We start from the raw sequence: 17,040 nt of genomic DNA, 5'->3' as shown, positions 1-17,040 counted from the left end.
CAACCCGGGTGATTCCCATTCCGATAGACCGACCTGCGGCATACTGTGTGCCTTTGTCAACCACGGGCGGTTAACAAAGGCACACAGCACTAGGCGTAATCGAGCGCACCCTCGGCTGGGGTGGGTACCCGCCGGCGCAGAGGCGACCCGAGCGCCCGCGCCAAGTCCGTTCCGTCGTGCTCGGCGAGCAGTTCACCGTTCGACCACACCAGCAGCGCAGCGCTGACGGCTTGTTCTGCTGTCGAGTGAGCCAGGTCGTAGTGCGCGCACCCCGGGACGTCGGCGTACGTGATCCAGAGGTCGTACCCGGTCATGAAGAGGTCGAGGTCGAACTGGACGCTCAATCCCAACAACTCGCTTCGACCGTTGTCGTCGACGCCGGCAAATGCCTCGTCGAGTGCGAGTAGCCGCGGCGCGTGTGGATCGGCCGAATCGAGCATGACGTGCGCTGCCGCGAAGAGAGGCAGATGCAGTGACACCGACTGCTCGCCGCCGGAGAGGGCGCTGTGCCGGGCGACGGTGAGTCGGTCTTCTTTGCCTTCGCCGCTGATGAGGGTGAAGGAGAAGAACCGCCACTGCCGGTAGTCGAGCGCCGACGACAGGATCTCCGGGTACGACCGCTCGGGATGCGCTGCTCTGGCAGTGCGAATCTGCGTCGCGAAATGTGCGCGCAGTGTCGCCAACTCGTCCACACCCAGCGCCGACGCGTCTCGATCGAGCAGTTTGGAGATGGCGCGGGAGCTGTCGTCGAGGTTGTCGGCCAGAACCCAGTGGACGCCGATGGTGTTGCCGGACGACATGTGCCGCTCGCGCATCTCGGTGCCCATTTGCGCGATGAGTTCGCGGGCGTCGACGGTACGCTCGTGGATCTGTTGGGCCAGTCCGGTGAGCAGGGCATCTTCGAGAATGCGCCGCTCGGATTCGGTGAGCAACTGTTCCTGATCGCCGCGAGCTTCGTGGATCCGGGTTGCGAACTCGCCGATCGAGGAGTGCCCCTGCTCGTCCTGTACGCGGACGACGGTGAGCCCGTCCGGTGCGTCCCACTGCAGGCGGTAGTCCTGGCCGGCGGCGGCGAGTTGGGCGTCGAATTCCTGCAGCGCGGATGTCAGGGCCGTGCGGGTCGCCTTGCGGGCGCCGTCGGTGACGCGCACCGTCGAGGTGGCCGCGTCGAGTGCCCGGTACAGCTTGTCCACGTCTTCGGGGAGTACCGGCGGGTGCGGGGCGTCGTCGGTCCGGTCCTCGTTCTGGATTCTGTAGACGAGTTGATCGGGGCTCATCCACGCCGCGGAACTGGCGGGCCAGCTCAGTGGTTCGGTGATGCCGAGCAGCTCGAGCAGATCGGGTCGTGCGTACGGCGCGAGTTGCTCTGCGTCGCTGCGCGTTTCGGTGAGAGTGTGACGCAAGGTTTCGACGGCGGTGTTGTATGCGCCCTCCGCGGTACCGATGTGGAGCACGGCCGCGTCGTAGGCCTTACGGGCGGCGCGCTGATCGACTTTGCATTCCTCGATCTTGGCGCGCGCCTTGGCGAGGTCGAGATCGATCTGCTCGGCACTCGCGCCGAGGGTGTCGCGCAGGGTTTCCAGGCGTTGGACCTGCTGGAGCAGGCTCTCCTCCGCGATGGCCGCTTCTTCGGCAAATTCCTCGGCGTTGGTGCGCGACTCGTCGAGGCGGTCGATCGATTCGCGTTCGAGTTCCACCTCTTTGGCGTGTTCGCGTCGGCATCGCAGGGCCACGTCGCCTTGCTTCTCGAAGTGACGGATCGCCGCCGCCAACGAGTCGAGTTCCCGGCCGACGTGCGGGGTGCGATGCGTCGACGCAGTTGCACGCAGTTGCTTTTCCTTGGCCGCGAGATCCGCTATCGCCGCGTCGAGTTCGCGCTGCGCGCTGTCTGTTGCCTCGGATCGTGTGCGCAGTGCGCCCGCTGATTCGGCGACAGCTTTGAGCGCGCGCAGAATCGAGCCGGTCTTGGGGAGTTCCTTTGCGGCCGCGGCAAGTTGAGCCAACTGCTCGTTTGTCTGTGCCACGAGCGCTGTGCCCGTGTCGATTGCCGTGGCCAGTTCGTCGAGGGCTACGTCGATTTCGGCGATCCGGGCAGCGCGACGACGCGCACGGGCCGTTGTACCGATGTACTCGGCGTCGGTCTTGACGTGCCGTCCGTGGACCACGCCCTGCCAGAATCGGCCGTCGACGCCGATTGCAACTGCGGCGGTGGTGGTGTCCGCGTTCTCGACCAGGCTGATCGAGGCGAGAATTCCCTGGACCTGTGCGTCGGGGACGTCGGAGTTCCCTTCGACCTCCAGGACATCGGCGAGGGTGCGTCCCTTCGGTCGCTGCTTTTCCGGGAGCGACGTGAGGAATTGCTCACTGACAAACTCGGGAAGCGCATCGCCGGGGACTACCCAGCCGTCCAACATGTTTGCCGCTTGCAGCGCGGATTCGATCCCCGTCGCAACGTCGGGTTCGACAGACTCCGCGAATCGCACCAGGCTCCAGAAGGGAGCACCCGGCAGGTCCTTGCGGCTGTCGGTGCGGGCATGGAATGCGGGCGGAGCGTCGTCGTGCTCGGCCGAGACGGCTGTGCGTTCTGCTTTCAGTGCAGTGACGGAGGCGCGGGCGGCTGAGATATCGGCTTCCGCACTGCGCCGACGCTCTCGCAAGGATTCGATTCCGGCCTCGGTGTGTTCGGCGAGCACGGCCGCCAATGTCGGAGCGTCTTCGTCACCGACTGCCGACAGTGCACCGTCCAGCGCCTCGAACAGCGAGGTATCGGCGCCGGCAGCGGCGTAGCGCTCCGAATGCCCGGTCCACCACGAGCGAAGGCCGGTCGCACATTCACTGCGAGCCAGTTCGACGGCGGCTTCGCCCTCGAGTACCGCCGCTTTGGCGGATTCCAGCAGTTCCTGGCCGCGACGCGACGAGTTCTCCGCGCGGGTCCGCTCGGTGGTGGCCTTCTCGACGGTTGCGAGGGCGGCGCGTACAACACGGACGTCACCGTCGCGCTCTTCGGCGTGGCCGCGTACGGCCGCGGTGATCTGATCGCTGCGGGAACCGTCGGGCAGCGATGTCCAGACGATACCGGCGTCTTCGGCCGCGACGCGCAGTTCGTCCTCGGCGCGCGAGAGTGCCTCGGCGCCGCGGCGTACGGACGCGGTGGCCTTCTCGGCTTCGTCGCCGCGCTGCGCCAATGTTGCCTGCGCCTTGCGTGACTTGTCGGCCTGCTGCTCGGTGGACAGTTTCAGAGTTGCCACGGCCTGTGCGAGATCGTCGAGCTGCTGCTTGCCTTCGTACGCGCTGGAGCGTTGCAGCGCTTCGACATTGGCGCGGGCGTGATCAAGTGCCTGTTCGGCGGCGTTGAATCGTTCTTCGGCGGCGGCGCGGGCTTCTCGGCTCCGCAACTGGGCAACAGCTGATTCGTCCATGGCGGCAACACCTTTGGTGACCGCAGCCAGGCGAGCGCCGACCTGTTCGATCTCACCACGCGACTGTTGACGCAGATACTTGGTGTAGACGCCGATGAAAGTCTGTGCGGCGCCGTCGGCAGCGGCCAGCCCTTCGAGCGCGCGGCCCACTTCTTCCATGTCGCTGAACGAGCGGGCAGCTTCGAGCACCAATTGATCGTCGAGGGGGCGCAGTCCGTCGGTGAGTGCCTGCGAAAGACCCTTGGGGTCGAGGTTCTTCGCCAGCTGCGGACGGCGCAGCGTCAGGATCAGGTTGATCAGCTGGTCGTAACGCTGCACGCCGAGGCCGAACATGCGCGCGTCGATGGCCGTGCGGTAGTCGAGGGGACGGTCTGTGATCGCGTCACTGCCCAGTTGCTCGGCCAACTGCTTTTTTGTCAGCGGGCGATCGTCGGCGCCGATCAGCGAGAAGTCGACACCCACTCGGCCGTCGGCGACGAAGTACCAGCGTGTGACCTTGTCGTTGGTGCGGCTCGCACGCATGCCGATGCCGACGGTGACGGCTTCGGGGTCGTCGAGTGAGCCCCGGCAGAACTCCATCCACACGTACGAGTGTGCGGTGTCCTGCCCGCGGTAGAGCAGGTTCGATTTCATGGTGCGTTCTTCGCCGGCAAACGGATTGAGGCGACGCGGTTCGATGCGGCCGTCGAAGACGAACGGGAACAGCACCTCGAGGGCCTTGGTCTTGCCGGAGCCGTTGGGTCCGCGCAGGACCAGGCGGCCGTCGGCGAAGGAGAATTCCTGGTCGCGGTAATCCCAGAGGTTGATGATGCCGGCCCGGGTAGGTCGGAAACGGGCGCTGTTCATGCGTTTTCTACCTCTGGTTCTTCTGTGCTGCCGGAAAATTCGGAACTGGGCTCGGGTGCGGAGTTGTCGACTGCAAAATCGATGAGGGGGTCGCGTTCACGGACATTGACCACAACGTCGCGGTAGCGCGCGAGTACAGGCAGAACGAGCACTCCGCCGGGTACCGCGTGGGTCAGGCGCAGTCGCTGCAGCAGGCCGAGTGACTGTTTACGCAGTCCGTTGTGATCCGCCTGCCACTGCGCCGCAAACGTTCGGCCGAACTGATCCACCAGTTCGGTGATCTTGTCCGCCAGCCACGCGTCGTCGATCAGGGGATACGTCGCCGGTTCTTCGGGATCGGCAGGCTCCGAGCCAGGTTCGACCGGTTCGGCATCCTCGTCGGCAAGATCCTCGAAGATTCCGGCCTCGGGGATTGCCGCATCGAGTTGCTCGATGAGGTGGTCGTCAGACTCGAGGGGGAGCGGGAGTTTCGGCAGTTCCGGGGCATCCACGTCGAGAATCCGATCGGCGATCTCCCCGGCCAGCAGCAGTGCGACCTGGGCAATCGTGCCGGTACTGGGAAAACGCACGTCCGACAGGCGCCCGGTGGGGTCGATCATCGCGATTCCCTCGGCCCGGCGCTCGGCAACGAGTCCGGTCAGCATTTCGACGTCGGACGCGGTTTTGGGCTGGGCCAACGCAATCAGTTCATGCTGATCGAGTTCACCGGCCAACACCACCGGGCGTTCGACGAGAGCCCGACGCACTCGCCGCCCGATTGCCTTGGCGTCCACGGGAACTCCGTCTTCCTCGGCCGCCTGGGATGTTTCCGCAGCGAGGAGTCCGCGAATGGAATGTAGGTGCTGCAGAGCGCGCGGCGGGCGGAACAGTGCCACGACGACGGACCGGTCGATGTCGTAGAGCGCCTCTCCCGCTTCGGGATTGGATGCCCAGCCGTTTGCGTCGCCGTCGGCGAGTGCGATGGCGCCGCGCACGCCGAGCCAGCCGACGGCGTCGACAAACGCGTCGCGATCGGCGCCGCGAGCGGTGGACAGTTCGACACCGTCCACCTGTGCGGCGTCGGCGGCCACGTGATCTGCCAACTCCGACAACGTGATCTGGTTGCCAACGCGGCCCAGGGCGGCGAGGCACAGTGCCAGGTACGAGTAGCGGGTGCGGTCGAACGTGCGCTCGGTTGCCGTCTGGGCGGGTGCCGACGGATTGAGACGATCGGAGACGGTGAACAACCGGGCCGTTGTCTCGGTGACCTCGAGGCGGTAGCCGAAGAGGTCGAGGAGGTCATCTCGCAGTTCGGTGGCCCACCGGCGCAGCAGTGGCAACGCCGCACGATCCGGATACGACGTGGTGACCAGGTGATTCGACAGGATGACCCGGGCTGCGCGTTGATACGAATCGAGCGCAAGGGGAGTGATCTCGCGAGCTCTCATCGAACGCTGACCTCGATGCCGTCGAGGTGCATCCGGCCACGCGCGGTGGTGATGGTGGTGGAACCATCCGACGGGCTCAGCGTCAATTTCACCCCGTTCTCGCTGCCGGTGGAACTCTTGACGCGGCCGACTACCGGCACGCGGGCCGTGAGTGCGGCATTGAGCAAACTCAGCAAAACTTCGGTCTCCTGCTCGTTGAGCTCACGTTGGTACACACCGTTGGTGGCCAGGGATTGTGCTGCGGCACTGCGGGTTCGCTGCGCTGCGAGCTGTTCTTCGCGTAGTCGCCGGATGCTGCCGTCGTTGCGGGCGACCTTGCTGGGCAGGCCGGGCGACGGCGGGCGCCCTGTTTCCGCCAGAGTGCGGGCGATCTCGACGGGCGGTGCCTCCCACCAGGATCGGTGATGCGAGATGATGTCGGCGTCCGGGTGGACCATCGACAGGTGGCGCGGGCGGCCGAGGTCGAACACGGCCTGGAACAGTGCATGAGCCGCGTCTTCGGACGGTGTGGCGGCAAACCACCCGGCGAGATGGCGCAACTGACTTTCGCGGCTGACCCCGCCTCGACGGGTTTCCGTGACGCGGCGCAACAGGGCGAGCACTGCGGCAATCGCGCTCATGGTGCCTTCGCGCAGTCGCTCGGACTCACTGATTCCGGTCTCGGCGGAGACGAACCACGCGGTCAAGCCGCGCCAGCGGGCCATCCAGTCGTCTTCGCGTTCGCCGATCGGCACGAACACTCGCTCGTCGCTGGCGGCGGCGAGCCGGATCATCCGGTCGACACCCGTCGATTCGACGTGCTCGATGGCTTCCTTGAGTTTCGGGGCGTACCGCGCGAGGTCGGAGCTGAATTCGCGCATGTGCGTCAGCAGGGCGTCCTTGTGGTTCAGGAATGCCTGCGGCGTGACTTCCGTCGTCCGAACCAGATCGCCGAGCGTGAGATAGAAGTGCGCGGCACGATCGGCCATGTCGGACAGTGTCGAGTCGAGGCGTTTGAGTTTGCGGAAGATGAGGTCGCCGTCTGCCGTTCGATTCGCTTCGGCCAGTTCCGACATGTCGGCCAGAAGGTCCGCCAACGCCAGTCGTGAGAGGGACGAATTGTCGAGCCTGGCGGCAAGAACGTCCTCGACGGACCGGTACACCTGATACCCGGCCTGGCCGAACTGGTACACAAAATGGCGGTTCCGATACTCGGCCAACGACGCGGCGCGTGTGCCGTCGTAGCTGCGTTCGAGAATTTCCCACACGTGCAACTGATCCAGCAGGGGCGCAATCTCGGTCGACGACAGCTGAGCGGCGGGATCCGAGCCACCGATCTTCTCGAGGATCTGAGCGACCGTCCCCGCATGGAGCAGGACTGTGTAATTGGCGCGGGCGTGGTCGAATGCGCGAAGCACCCACAGGTACTCGGCGCGCTTCTCGGCGACCGTGAACGAAAACAATTTCAGTCGATGGGTATCCGCGTACGCCGTCGCTACGCCCGCGATATGCGTTTCATTCACCATGACAGCGTAGGCGAGAGTGCAGTCCGAATTTCCCTACGGTCGATCCTTGGCTGGGGAGGCGGCGCGTCGCCACTGCGATTCGTTCTCGATCATCCAGCCCATGAGGTGATCGGCCGCTGCTTCGTCGGCATCCGGACCGACCAGAAGATCGGCGTAGGCCTGACTCGGCGACACGATCCGGATGCCGTCGCGGGTGAGAATTCGGTCGAACACCGACGGTGACAGGGGAGCGGTGACCCACACATCGGCGCCGGTCTCGACGCGCCGCAGGCCCAACGCGTCGGCAAACTGGTCGACGTTGTCGGCGTGGAAATGAGCCCGCACAGTGGGTGCGTACTGGGCGAACGGTGCGGCAGCGACGGATGCCGTACCCGCATAGATGTGTCCGCTGAGTTGGCGGAGCTGATCGAAGAGCGCCTCGAGTCCGTCCGGAGCGTGAAAGCCGTGCGGGGTGGGAGCTTTGGCGACGGATTCCTGTGCCCACTCCCGGAGCATTTTCTGCCAGTTGACGTCCGCGATCCCGCCGCGGGGGAGTCGGGTCACCAATTCCCGATCGGCGAGAGTTTGCACCACTCGGTATGTTGCGCCGGTTGACGCGCCGGCCAAACGGACCAGAGCGGTGATCGCCAGGGGCGGAGCAAAATCTGCGAGCGCCCGCACGACCCGCGCCGACGGATCGCCGGCGAGCTGGCCTGACGGCCGGCCGGGACCGCGCCACGGATCGGCGTCGGCACCCCTGCCTCGCACCCAGACGGCAGGGCGATCGGCGGTGAGTGAGACGTTGCCCGTCGCATCGGCGTAGGAGAGTGCATGGGCGTCGAGCTGGCGACGCACCGGTTCGGACAGATATTTGGCGCAGACGAACCCGGTTTGCCCGGTGGGGAAGCGGTCGGCGATGCCGGGAACGTCACTGCTGAGAACACCATGCGCGGCGTAGACGCCGAACTTCGCTACCGACCCGTCAGGGGAGCGCAGGTCGAGGCGAAGGGGTGCCTCGGACAAGTCGGGGGAGCGCTGCGTCGACAGTGACCAGGTGGCGGGCAGATTTTCTTCGATGATCGCCACCGATCGCCGAAAAATGTCGATGGGGCGCTCGGGTTCCGACTCGGATTCGCTCATTGTTCCATTGTATCAATATCAGTCGTTGACGGAAACACCAAATTTTCCGAATATTAGGCCCTGGTTTAGTCCGTAACAACGAACCCAATTCACAACGTCAGCGCACCCCAGTAAGCAAAAAGATCCGAAAATTCCTCGACACAGGGGGTTACGCCGACGCGGTATTCGACGGTTTCTGCCGAGGCATGATCAGCGGCGCCACTACAGCCAGGAGAGCGGCTGGTATCAGGAAACTTGCAATGGACGACGCGTCGTAAATCGGTGTGAGAGCCAGGGGAGCGAGCGCCGCGCCGCCGAAGCGCATTGCCTGGACGACGGATACCGCGCCGCCGCGATTCGGACCCTGCGAGCCGAGCACCGCTGCATTGACACCGACAAGTACAAATTGGCTGGACACACCCGCAACGAACCACGCGATCGCGATGGCTGGAATGGCGGACGCGAGTCCTACGACTGCAACAAGGATTGCGCCGCTGATTGCGCCGATGGTCACGGCCTTCCGCGCGCCGATACGGTCGATCAGGATTCCCGCTCGGCGGGCGGCGATGATGCCGGCCAACCCGAACAGCGTCAGCATCAGACCGCGGGCTGTGGGCGAGAGACCGAACTCGTCCTCGAATCGGAAGGCCAGGAGGAAGCTCAGGCCGCCGAGTGCGCCCCAGCCGAGGAGGGCGACAACGCCGATCCGAAGCACTTCCGGGCGCAGTGCGTCGCGGAGTCGGGCGGGCGCGGCAGGCGGAGGCGCTGTGGTTTTGGGTAAGCCGACGCCGCCCAAAACTCCGGCCACAACGGCGATGACGAGAAACGCCAGGCGCCAATCGAATTCGGCTGCGAGGCCGCCGATCAGGGGAGCGGACGACTGACCTGCGGCCTGAAACGCACCGAAGGCGCCCAGTGCGCGGCCGAGGCGGGCCTGCGGCGTCGCTGCCGCCAACGATGCAAGCAAGAGGGGAGTTGTGAACGCATTGGCGCTTCCTTGCAGGACCCGGGCAGCCAGGAAGATTTCCAGCGTCGGAGCCAGGAAGCATGCCAACGACGCAACCACGTACACGCCATACGCGATGCGGACGGTCCGTACCTTGCCCCACCGCGAGCCGAGAGTTCCCGACACCAGCATCAACGCCGCAAACGGCAGGAGGTAGGCAGTGAGCGACGACGCGGCCGCAGACGCCCCGACCCCCAGATCGTCGCCGATTTCGGGGAGAACGGACGCCACCACGCCGCCGCCGAACGGGCCGAGAAACCCGCCGGCGTACAGCGCGATCAACTGGAGGCGAAGGCGAAACGGTCTGGGGTTGTGCGTGTTTTCGTCAGGAGAAGTGTTGCTCACAGCCCGAAGCTACCGGGGCCTCGTCGCCGTAGGTAACGCTCGAATTCGGCAGCGATCGCGTCGCCGTCGATCTTGGCGATTGCTTCTGTGATGTCCGTCTCAGCGTCGCCGCGCTCTTCCAAAGTGCGTACGTATTCGCCGATTTCCTCGTCGTCGGCAGTCATTTCGTTGACCGCTTCCTCCCAGTCCTCGGATTGAGCGGGGAGCTCGCCCAGGGGAACCTCGATGTCGAGGACGTCTTCGACGCGCTGCAGCAGTGCCACCGTGGCCTTGGGGTTGGGAGGTTGAGACACGTAGTGCGGCACTGCCGCCCAGAACGAGATGGCTGGAACGCCGGCGCGGACGCACTCGTCCTGGAGAACTCCGGTGATACCGGTGGGGCCTTCGTAGCGAGTCTGCTCGAGGTTGAATCGAGTTGCGGATTCACTGCTGTATGCGGTTCCGGTCACCGGTACCGGGCGAGTGTGTGGTGTGTCCGCGAGAAGTGCGCCGAGGATGACGACCGTTTTGACGTTCAGTTGGTCGATCAGCTCGAGAAGATCCTCGCAGAAGCTTCGCCACCGCATGTTCGGCTCGATACCGTGAAGCAGAACGATGTCGCTCTCGCTGCCGGGGGGTGAGCAGACGGACAAACGTGTGGCAGGCCACACGATTTCTCGGGTGACGCCGTCGACCTGTCGGACGGTCGGGCGGTTGACCTGGTAGTCGTAATAGTCCTCTGAATCGAGTTCCGCGAGCGGTTGGGCATCCCAGATCAGTTCTAGGTGCTCGATGGCGCCGCTGGCCGCGTCACCTGCGTCGTTCCAGCCTTCGAAGGCTGCCACGAGAATGGGATCGCGGAGCACGGGGATATCGCCCTGCGGGCGATCGGGGCTCTCGAAGGCCGCGGAATCATCAAAATCAACCGGGCCGTCGGGAGTGACGGGGAACTCACTTGGACTCACGCACCCAGCCTACGGCCAGAGCATCGGGGGGCGCCTACTACTCTGGACGGCATGTCTGCCCCATTTAACTCTGCCCTGCTTGATGCGTTGAATCAGCGCGTTGTCATCGGCGACGGAGCGATGGGCACCATGTTGCAGGCCGCGGACCTCACACTAGATGATTTCCTCGGACTCGAGGGGTGCAATGAGATCCTCAACGACACCCGCCCCGACGTGCTCAAAGACATCCATCGCGCGTACTTTGCCGCCGGTGCCGATGCTGTCGAGACCAACACTTTCGGGTGCAACCTGCCCAACCTCGCCGACTACGACATCTCGCATCGAATCCGTGAGCTTTCCGAGAAGGGCACTGCCCTCGCTCGTGAGGTTGCTGACGAGATGGGTCCAGGCCGCGACGGTATGGCCCGTTTTGTCCTCGGCTCGATGGGTCCGGGAACCAAGCTGCCCAGCCTCGGCCACGCCCCGTTTGCCGTCCTGCGCGACGCGTACACCGAATCTGCCCTCGGCATGATCGAGGGCGGCGCCGACGCCATCCTCGTCGAGACCTGCCAGGACCTCCTTCAAGTCAAGGCTGCGATTCTCGGCAGCCAGCGGGCGATGGAGCAGTTGGGCCTGCGGATTCCGATCATCACGCACGTGACGGTCGAGACCACCGGAACGATGCTTCTCGGCAGCGAGATCGGCGCCGCGTTGACGGCACTGGAGCCGCTCGGCATCGACATGATCGGTCTCAACTGCGCAACCGGTCCGGCGGAGATGAGCGAGCACCTTCGCCATCTGTCCAAGTACTCGACGCTGCCGGTCTCGGTCATGCCGAACGCCGGTTTGCCGCAGCTCGGCCCCAATGGTGCCGAGTACCCGCTGACCGCAGACGAATTGGCCGAAGCCCTCAGCGGATTCGTCTCCGAATTCGGTCTCGGCATGGTTGGTGGCTGCTGCGGAACCACCCCTGACCACATCAGGGCAGTCGCCGACGCGGTTCGCCTCGTGGAGAAGGCGAAGCGCGCCCCGATTCACGAGGCCAGCACGTCATCGTTGTACTCGGCTGTCCCGTTCGAACAGGACGCCAGCATCCTGATGATCGGTGAGCGCACGAACTCCAACGGCTCCAAGGCTTTCCGCGACGCGATGCTGTCCGAGGATTACCAGAAGTGCCTGGACATCGCGAAGGATCAGACTCGCGACGGCGCACACATGCTCGACCTCAACGTCGACTACGTGGGCCGCGACGGCGCAGCCGACATGTCCGCGCTCGCCAGCCGATTGGCAACGGCGTCGACGCTGCCGATCATGCTCGACTCCACCGAACCTGCGGTTCTGCAGGCCGGACTCGAACACCTCGGTGGTCGCTGCGCGGTCAACTCGGTCAACTACGAGGACGGCGCCGGACCCGAGTCGCGTTTCCACAAGATCATGACGCTGGTCAAGGAGCACGGCGCAGCCGTTGTCGCGTTGACCATCGACGAAGAGGGCCAGGCGCGTACGGCCGAGACGAAGGTCGCGATCGCCAAGCGCCTGATCGAGGACATCACAGGAAACTGGGGCCTCGCCGAGTCCGACATCATCGTCGATGCACTCACCTTCCCGATCTCCACCGGTCAGGAAGAAGTGCGGCGCGACGGCATCGAGACCATCGAAGCGATCCGTCAGCTCAAGGCCGCGTACCCGGAACTGCACTTCACGCTGGGTATTTCCAACATTTCCTTCGGCTTGAACCCGGCGGCCCGTCAGGTGCTCAACTCGGTGTTCCTGCACGAGTGCACCGAGGCCGGTCTCGACACCGCGATCGTGCACGCCTCCAAGATCCTGCCGATGGCACGGATCCCCGAAGAGCAGCGTGTCACCGCACTCGACCTGGTCTACGACCGTCGCAGCGAAGGGTACGACCCCCTGCAGAAGTTGATGGAACTGTTCGAGGGTGTCTCGGCGGCGTCGGCCCGTGAGTCACGCGCTCAGGAACTTGCCGGTCTGCCACTGTTCGATCGCCTCGAGCGTCGCATCGTCGACGGCGAGCGCAATGGCCTCGACGACGATCTCACCGAGGCGATGACGGTCAAGTCCCCGATCGAAATCATCAACGAGACACTGCTTTCGGGCATGAAGACCGTCGGTGAACTGTTCGGTTCCGGGCAGATGCAGTTGCCGTTCGTTCTCCAGTCCGCCGAGGTCATGAAGGCGGCAGTCGCGTACCTCGAGCCGCACATGGAGGCCACGGACGACGACGGCAAAGGCCGGCTTGTCATCGCGACGGTCAAGGGCGATGTCCACGACATCGGCAAGAACCTCGTTGACATCATCTTGAGCAACAACGGCTATGACGTCGTCAACCTCGGCATCAAGCAGCCCATTGCGACCATTCTCGATGCCGCGATCGAGCACAAGGCCGACGTCATCGGTATGTCCGGTCTGCTCGTGAAGTCGACCGTCGTCATGAAGGACAACCTCAAGGAACTGAACTCACGCGGTGTGGCGGAACAGTTCCCGGTCCTGTTGGGCGGTGCCGCACTGACACGTTCGTACGTCGAGAACGATCTGCAAGAGGTGTACGAGGGTGCGGTCAGCTACGCCCGCGACGCGTTCGAGGGTCTGAACCTGATGGATCAGATCATGACCACCAAGCGCGGCGGCGGGCCGGCACCGGACAGTCCTGAGGCGATCGCCGCCCGCGAGAAGGTTGCCGAGCGGAAGGCTCGCCACGAGCGTTCCAAGCGGATCGCCGAAAAGCGCAAGGCCGAAGCAGCTCCCGTCGTCCTGCCGGAACGCTCCGATGTTGCAGCCGACATCCCGGTCCCGACGCCGCCGTTCTGGGGCAGCCGCATCGTCAAGGGCGTGGCACTCTCCGAGTACTCCGGTCTGCTCGACGAACGCGCACTGTTCCTGGGGCAGTGGGGACTTCGTGGTCAGCGTAAGGGCGATGGTCCGACGTACGAGGAGCTGGTCGAAACCGAAGGCAAGCCGCGACTGCGGTACTGGCTGGACCGGTTGACGGCCGAGGGCATTCTTGCGCACGCCGCCGTGGTCTACGGCTACTTCCCGGCCGTGTCCGAGGGTGACGACGTCATCGTGCTCACCGAGCCGAAACCGGATGCGCCGGAACGATTCCGGTTCACGTACCCACGCCAGCACCGGGACCGTTTCCTGTGCGTCGCGGACTTCGTGCGCTCGCGCAAGGAAGCCGAGGCGACCGGCCAGGTGGACGTTCTCCCGTTCCAGTTGGTTACCATGGGGCAGCCGATCGCGGACTTCGCCAACGAGTTGTTCGCGTCGAATTCGTATCGTGACTACCTCGAGGTTCACGGCATCGGTGTACAGCTCACCGAATCGCTGGCCGAGTACTGGCATCGCCGGGTCCGTGAGGAACTGATTCTGCCGGGCGGCCACACGGTTGCCGAGCAGGATCCCACCGATGTGTCCGGCTACTTCGACCTCGAATACCGCGGGGCGCGTTACTCCTTCGGGTACGGCGCCTGCCCGGATCTCGAGGACCGCGCAAAGTTGGTCGCGCTGCTCGAGCCGGAACGGATCGGCGTCCATCTCTCTGAGGAACTGCAGTTGCATCCGGAACAATCCACTGACGCATTTGTCCTGCACCACCCGGAAGCCAAGTATTTCAATGTCTGAGTTGTTGACCGAGGTATCCGAGACGACGCTTGGTGGTGTCCTGTGGGACATGGACGGCACCTTGCTCGATTCGGAGAAATTGTGGGACGTTGCGCTGCGCGAGCTGTCGCTGCGGCTGGGCGGGCCGATGACAGAGGCGACGCGAGTTGCCGTCATCGGCGCGTCGAGCCCGTTTGCCCTGGCGACGGTGTTCGATTCACTGGGTCTCGAGCAGCACCCGGAAGCAGTCGCCGAGGCGAAGGACTGGATGTACACCCGCGTCGGAGACCTTTTCGAAGACGGCGTGACGTGGCGTCCCGGGGCGCAGGAGGCACTGGCGACGGTTCGCGACGGGGGACTTCTTTCGGCTCTGGTCACCAATACCGAGCGAGTTCTGGTCGATCGTGCTCTCGGGATGCTCGGACGAGAATTCTTCGACCACAGTGTCTGCGGTGACGAGGTAGCTCGCGGCAAGCCTGCCGCGGATCCGTATGTGCGGGGCGCTGCGCTTCTCGGTTTGGAACCGTCGCAGTGTTTGGCGATCGAGGATTCACCGACGGGCACGGCGTCGGCCACCGCCGCGGGCTGCAGCGTGCTGGTTGTTCCCTGTGAAGTCGATGTTCCGGCAGGACCGGGGCGTATCTTCCGGGAGTCGTTGACGGACTTGTCGATTCACGATCTTCACGACGTTCATGCGCGTGCGGCACGTTAGGCTGGTATAGGGAAAAGTGTCCATTCCGAAGATCGTTCTGTTCTACCAGTTCACGCCGTTGGCCGATCCTGAAGCGATTCGGTTGTGGCAGCACAGCCTTGCCGAGTCGAACAATCTGACCGGCCGAATCCTGATCTCGCAGCACGGAATCAACGCGACGGTGGGCGGCGATATCGAGGACGTCAAGCGATACGTGCGTGGCACCCGCGGGTACGAACCGTTCCGCACGGCCGACATCAAGTGGTCGGACGGGCTCGGCAACGATTTCCCGCGCCTGTCCGTCAAGGTGCGCAGCGAGATCGTGACTTTCGGTGCGCCCGACGAACTCGAGGTCGATGCCAAAGGTGTGGTGGGCGGCGGCGTTCACCTGGCGCCGAAGGAACTGCACGAACTGGTCGACAACCGCGGCGACGACGTTGTCTTCTTCGACGGCCGGAACGCCTTCGAAGCCGAAATCGGACGCTTCCGCGACGCCGTTGTTCCGGACGTGACAACAACACGGGACTTTGTCAGCGAACTCGACAGCGGCAAGTACGACCACCTCAAGGACAAGGCAGTGGTCACCTATTGCACCGGGGGAGTGCGCTGCGAAGTCTTGTCGTCGTTGATGCGCTCACGCGGTTTCGGTGAGGTGTACCAACTCGACGGCGGAATCGTGCGCTACGGCGAGACGTTCGGCGACAAGGGCCTGTGGGACGGATCGTTGTACGTCTTCGACAAGCGGATGAACATCGAATTCTCGCCCGAGGCAAAGGTGCTCGGTGTCTGTGTCGACTGTGGAACGCCGACCCCGCGTTTCCGTAACAGGATCGACGGAGACGGCAGGACCCTCGAATTGCTGTGCGAGAGTTGCTCACCCGATCTCGAACAGGTCTGACGACGTGCCAAAGGCTCCGCTGCCGATCCGAAACGGGCTCGGGCCGGATCGGTTGCGGATGCCCCGGGAATCCGACGCAGGTACGGTCCTCGAGTTTCTGGTCGGTGAGTTTCCCGGCGAGCATGACCTGTGGAACGCCCTCGTCGGTGCCGGCGACGTGGTCGACGAGCACGGGCGGATCATTTCGAGCGAGACTCCGTATCAGCCCACTCGGTTCGTCTACTTCTACCGTGAACCACCACCCGAAATCCCGGTACCGCACGAGATCGAGATCCTGTACCGCGACGAGCAGATCCTGGTGATCGACAAACCGCACTTCCTCGCGACCATTCCGCGCGGCGCGCACATCCTCGAAAGCGCGGTCGTCCGTCTACGCCGTGACCTTGATCTCCCTGATTTGGCACCTGTGCATCGACTGGACCGTATGACCGCCGGTGTCATCGTGTTCACCGTGTCTCCGGAACTACGACGGCCTTATCAGGAACTCTTCGCGGAGCAGAAGATCGTCAAGGAGTACGAAGCCATCGCGGGATTCGATCCCGAATTGACGTTTCCACGCATCGTCCGTAGCAGGATCAACAAGGTGCACGGCGAGATGACCGCCACCGAGGTCGAGGGCGAACCGAACAGTGAAACCCAAATCGAGTTGGTCGAACGGATCACCGATTCTGCTGGTAGCGCGCTCGGTCGATACCGGCTGTTCCCGAAAACCGGGCGCACCCACCAACTGCGGTTGCATCTGAATTCGATGGGGATTCCCATCGTCGGTGACAACTACTACCCGCACTACCGTCCGTCGGCACCAGGTGACTTCTCCACGCCGCTGCGACTGCTCGCCCGGGCACTGGAATACCCGGACCCCATCACAGGCAGTACTCGCCGGTTCGTCAGCGCACGCGCCCTCGATCAGGGCTTGTGAGGGGCCAGCCTGTAGGCCTGTGAAAATCCGTTCCGCACTCGTGAAAGAATAGCTACCCGTGAAGACCTTCGAATCCTTGTTCGCCGAGTTGACCGAGCGTGCTGCCACCCGTCCCGAGGGGTCCGGCACCGTCGCCGCCCTCGATGCCGGTGTTCACGCACAGGGCAAAAAGGTCATCGAGGAAGCCGGTGAAGTGTGGATCGCTGCGGAGTACCAGAGCGATGAGCAGCTAGCCGAAGAAATTTCTCAGCTTCTGTACTGGACTCAGGTGTTGATGGTCGGCCGCGGGCTGACCCTCGAAGACGTGTACCGACATCTGTGAAGAGGATCTGACCCGACAAT

The 17,040-nt window shown here is 64.2% G+C and carries 11 protein-coding genes; 5 read left to right on the top strand and 6 right to left on the bottom strand.

The window, feature by feature from the left end:
• Positions 1 to 89: 89 nt before the first annotated feature.
• The 6 genes from V2B23_RS03775 to V2B23_RS03750 form a co-directional block, all read right to left on the bottom strand.
• On the bottom strand, positions 90 to 4,265 hold the full coding sequence (locus V2B23_RS03775) for a TIGR02680 family protein (RefSeq protein WP_430949081.1): 4,176 nt from the start codon (positions 4,263 to 4,265) through the stop codon (positions 90 to 92).
• The gene (locus V2B23_RS03770) at positions 4,262 to 5,692 is read right to left on the bottom strand and encodes a DUF2398 family protein (protein WP_430949080.1); all 1,431 of its coding nucleotides are present in this window, start codon (positions 5,690 to 5,692) and stop codon (positions 4,262 to 4,264) included. The genes V2B23_RS03775 and V2B23_RS03770 overlap by 4 nt, the downstream gene beginning before the upstream one ends.
• The gene (locus V2B23_RS03765) at positions 5,689 to 7,197 is read right to left on the bottom strand and encodes a TIGR02677 family protein (RefSeq protein WP_141485635.1); all 1,509 of its coding nucleotides are present in this window, start codon (positions 7,195 to 7,197) and stop codon (positions 5,689 to 5,691) included. Before V2B23_RS03765 ends, V2B23_RS03770 begins: the two co-directional genes overlap by 4 nt.
• 33 nt (positions 7,198 to 7,230) lie before the next feature.
• Positions 7,231 to 8,316: a helix-turn-helix domain-containing protein gene (locus V2B23_RS03760; RefSeq protein ID WP_430949079.1), complete on the bottom strand. Its 1,086-nt coding sequence runs from the start codon at positions 8,314 to 8,316 to the stop codon at positions 7,231 to 7,233.
• 148 nt (positions 8,317 to 8,464) lie between these two features.
• Positions 8,465 to 9,646: an MFS transporter gene (locus V2B23_RS03755; protein WP_430949078.1), complete on the bottom strand. Its 1,182-nt coding sequence runs from the start codon at positions 9,644 to 9,646 to the stop codon at positions 8,465 to 8,467.
• Positions 9,643 to 10,590 carry a PAC2 family protein gene (locus tag V2B23_RS03750; protein ID WP_430949077.1) on the bottom strand — a complete coding sequence of 316 codons (948 nt, stop codon included), beginning with the start codon at positions 10,588 to 10,590 and terminating at the stop codon, positions 9,643 to 9,645. The genes V2B23_RS03755 and V2B23_RS03750 overlap by 4 nt, the downstream gene beginning before the upstream one ends.
• A 51-nt stretch (positions 10,591 to 10,641) precedes the next feature.
• Here V2B23_RS03750 and metH point away from each other — a divergent pair, with 51 nt between their 5' ends.
• The 5 genes from metH to V2B23_RS03725 are packed head-to-tail and all read left to right on the top strand — an operon-like array spanning position 10,642 to position 17,020.
• Positions 10,642 to 14,211 (top strand): methionine synthase, encoded by a 3,570-nt coding sequence (gene metH / locus V2B23_RS03745; protein WP_430949076.1) that lies wholly within the window; start codon positions 10,642 to 10,644, stop codon positions 14,209 to 14,211.
• Positions 14,204 to 14,902, top strand: coding sequence for an HAD family hydrolase (locus tag V2B23_RS03740; protein WP_430949075.1), 699 nt, complete (start codon positions 14,204 to 14,206; stop codon positions 14,900 to 14,902). Before metH ends, V2B23_RS03740 begins: the two co-directional genes overlap by 8 nt.
• A gap of 16 nt (positions 14,903 to 14,918) precedes the next feature.
• Positions 14,919 to 15,779, top strand: coding sequence for a rhodanese-related sulfurtransferase (locus V2B23_RS03735; protein WP_430949074.1), 861 nt, complete (start codon positions 14,919 to 14,921; stop codon positions 15,777 to 15,779).
• Between the two features lie 58 nt (positions 15,780 to 15,837).
• Positions 15,838 to 16,698, top strand: a complete 861-nt coding sequence (locus V2B23_RS03730) for a pseudouridine synthase (protein WP_430949181.1) — start codon at positions 15,838 to 15,840, stop codon at positions 16,696 to 16,698.
• Positions 16,699 to 16,756: 58 nt separating this feature from the next.
• Complete coding sequence (locus V2B23_RS03725) at positions 16,757 to 17,020, top strand: phosphoribosyl-ATP diphosphatase (protein ID WP_003944933.1); 264 nt, start codon at positions 16,757 to 16,759, stop codon at positions 17,018 to 17,020.
• Positions 17,021 to 17,040 lie beyond the last annotated feature (20 nt).

Source organism: Rhodococcus sp. 24CO, from assembly GCF_050586165.1.
Lineage (GTDB): Bacteria > Actinomycetota > Actinomycetes > Mycobacteriales > Mycobacteriaceae > Rhodococcus_F.
Note: the sequence above shows the minus strand (reverse complement) of the source record. Positions and strands in the feature narration are given on the sequence as shown.

Excerpts from the sequence above, each read along its gene's own strand:
- V2B23_RS03775 (WP_430949081.1), bottom strand. The coding sequence starts at position 4,265 with ATGAACAGCGCCCGTTTCCGACCTACCCGGGCCGGCATCATCAACCTC.
- V2B23_RS03770 (WP_430949080.1), bottom strand. The coding sequence starts at position 5,692 with ATGAGAGCTCGCGAGATCACTCCCCTTGCGCTCGATTCGTATCAACGC.
- V2B23_RS03765 (WP_141485635.1), bottom strand. The coding sequence starts at position 7,197 with ATGGTGAATGAAACGCATATCGCGGGCGTAGCGACGGCGTACGCGGAT.
- V2B23_RS03760 (WP_430949079.1), bottom strand. The coding sequence starts at position 8,316 with ATGAGCGAATCCGAGTCGGAACCCGAGCGCCCCATCGACATTTTTCGG.
- metH (WP_430949076.1), top strand. The coding sequence starts at position 10,642 with ATGTCTGCCCCATTTAACTCTGCCCTGCTTGATGCGTTGAATCAGCGC.
- V2B23_RS03740 (WP_430949075.1), top strand. The coding sequence starts at position 14,204 with ATGTCTGAGTTGTTGACCGAGGTATCCGAGACGACGCTTGGTGGTGTC.
- V2B23_RS03730 (WP_430949181.1), top strand. The coding sequence starts at position 15,838 with ATGCCCCGGGAATCCGACGCAGGTACGGTCCTCGAGTTTCTGGTCGGT.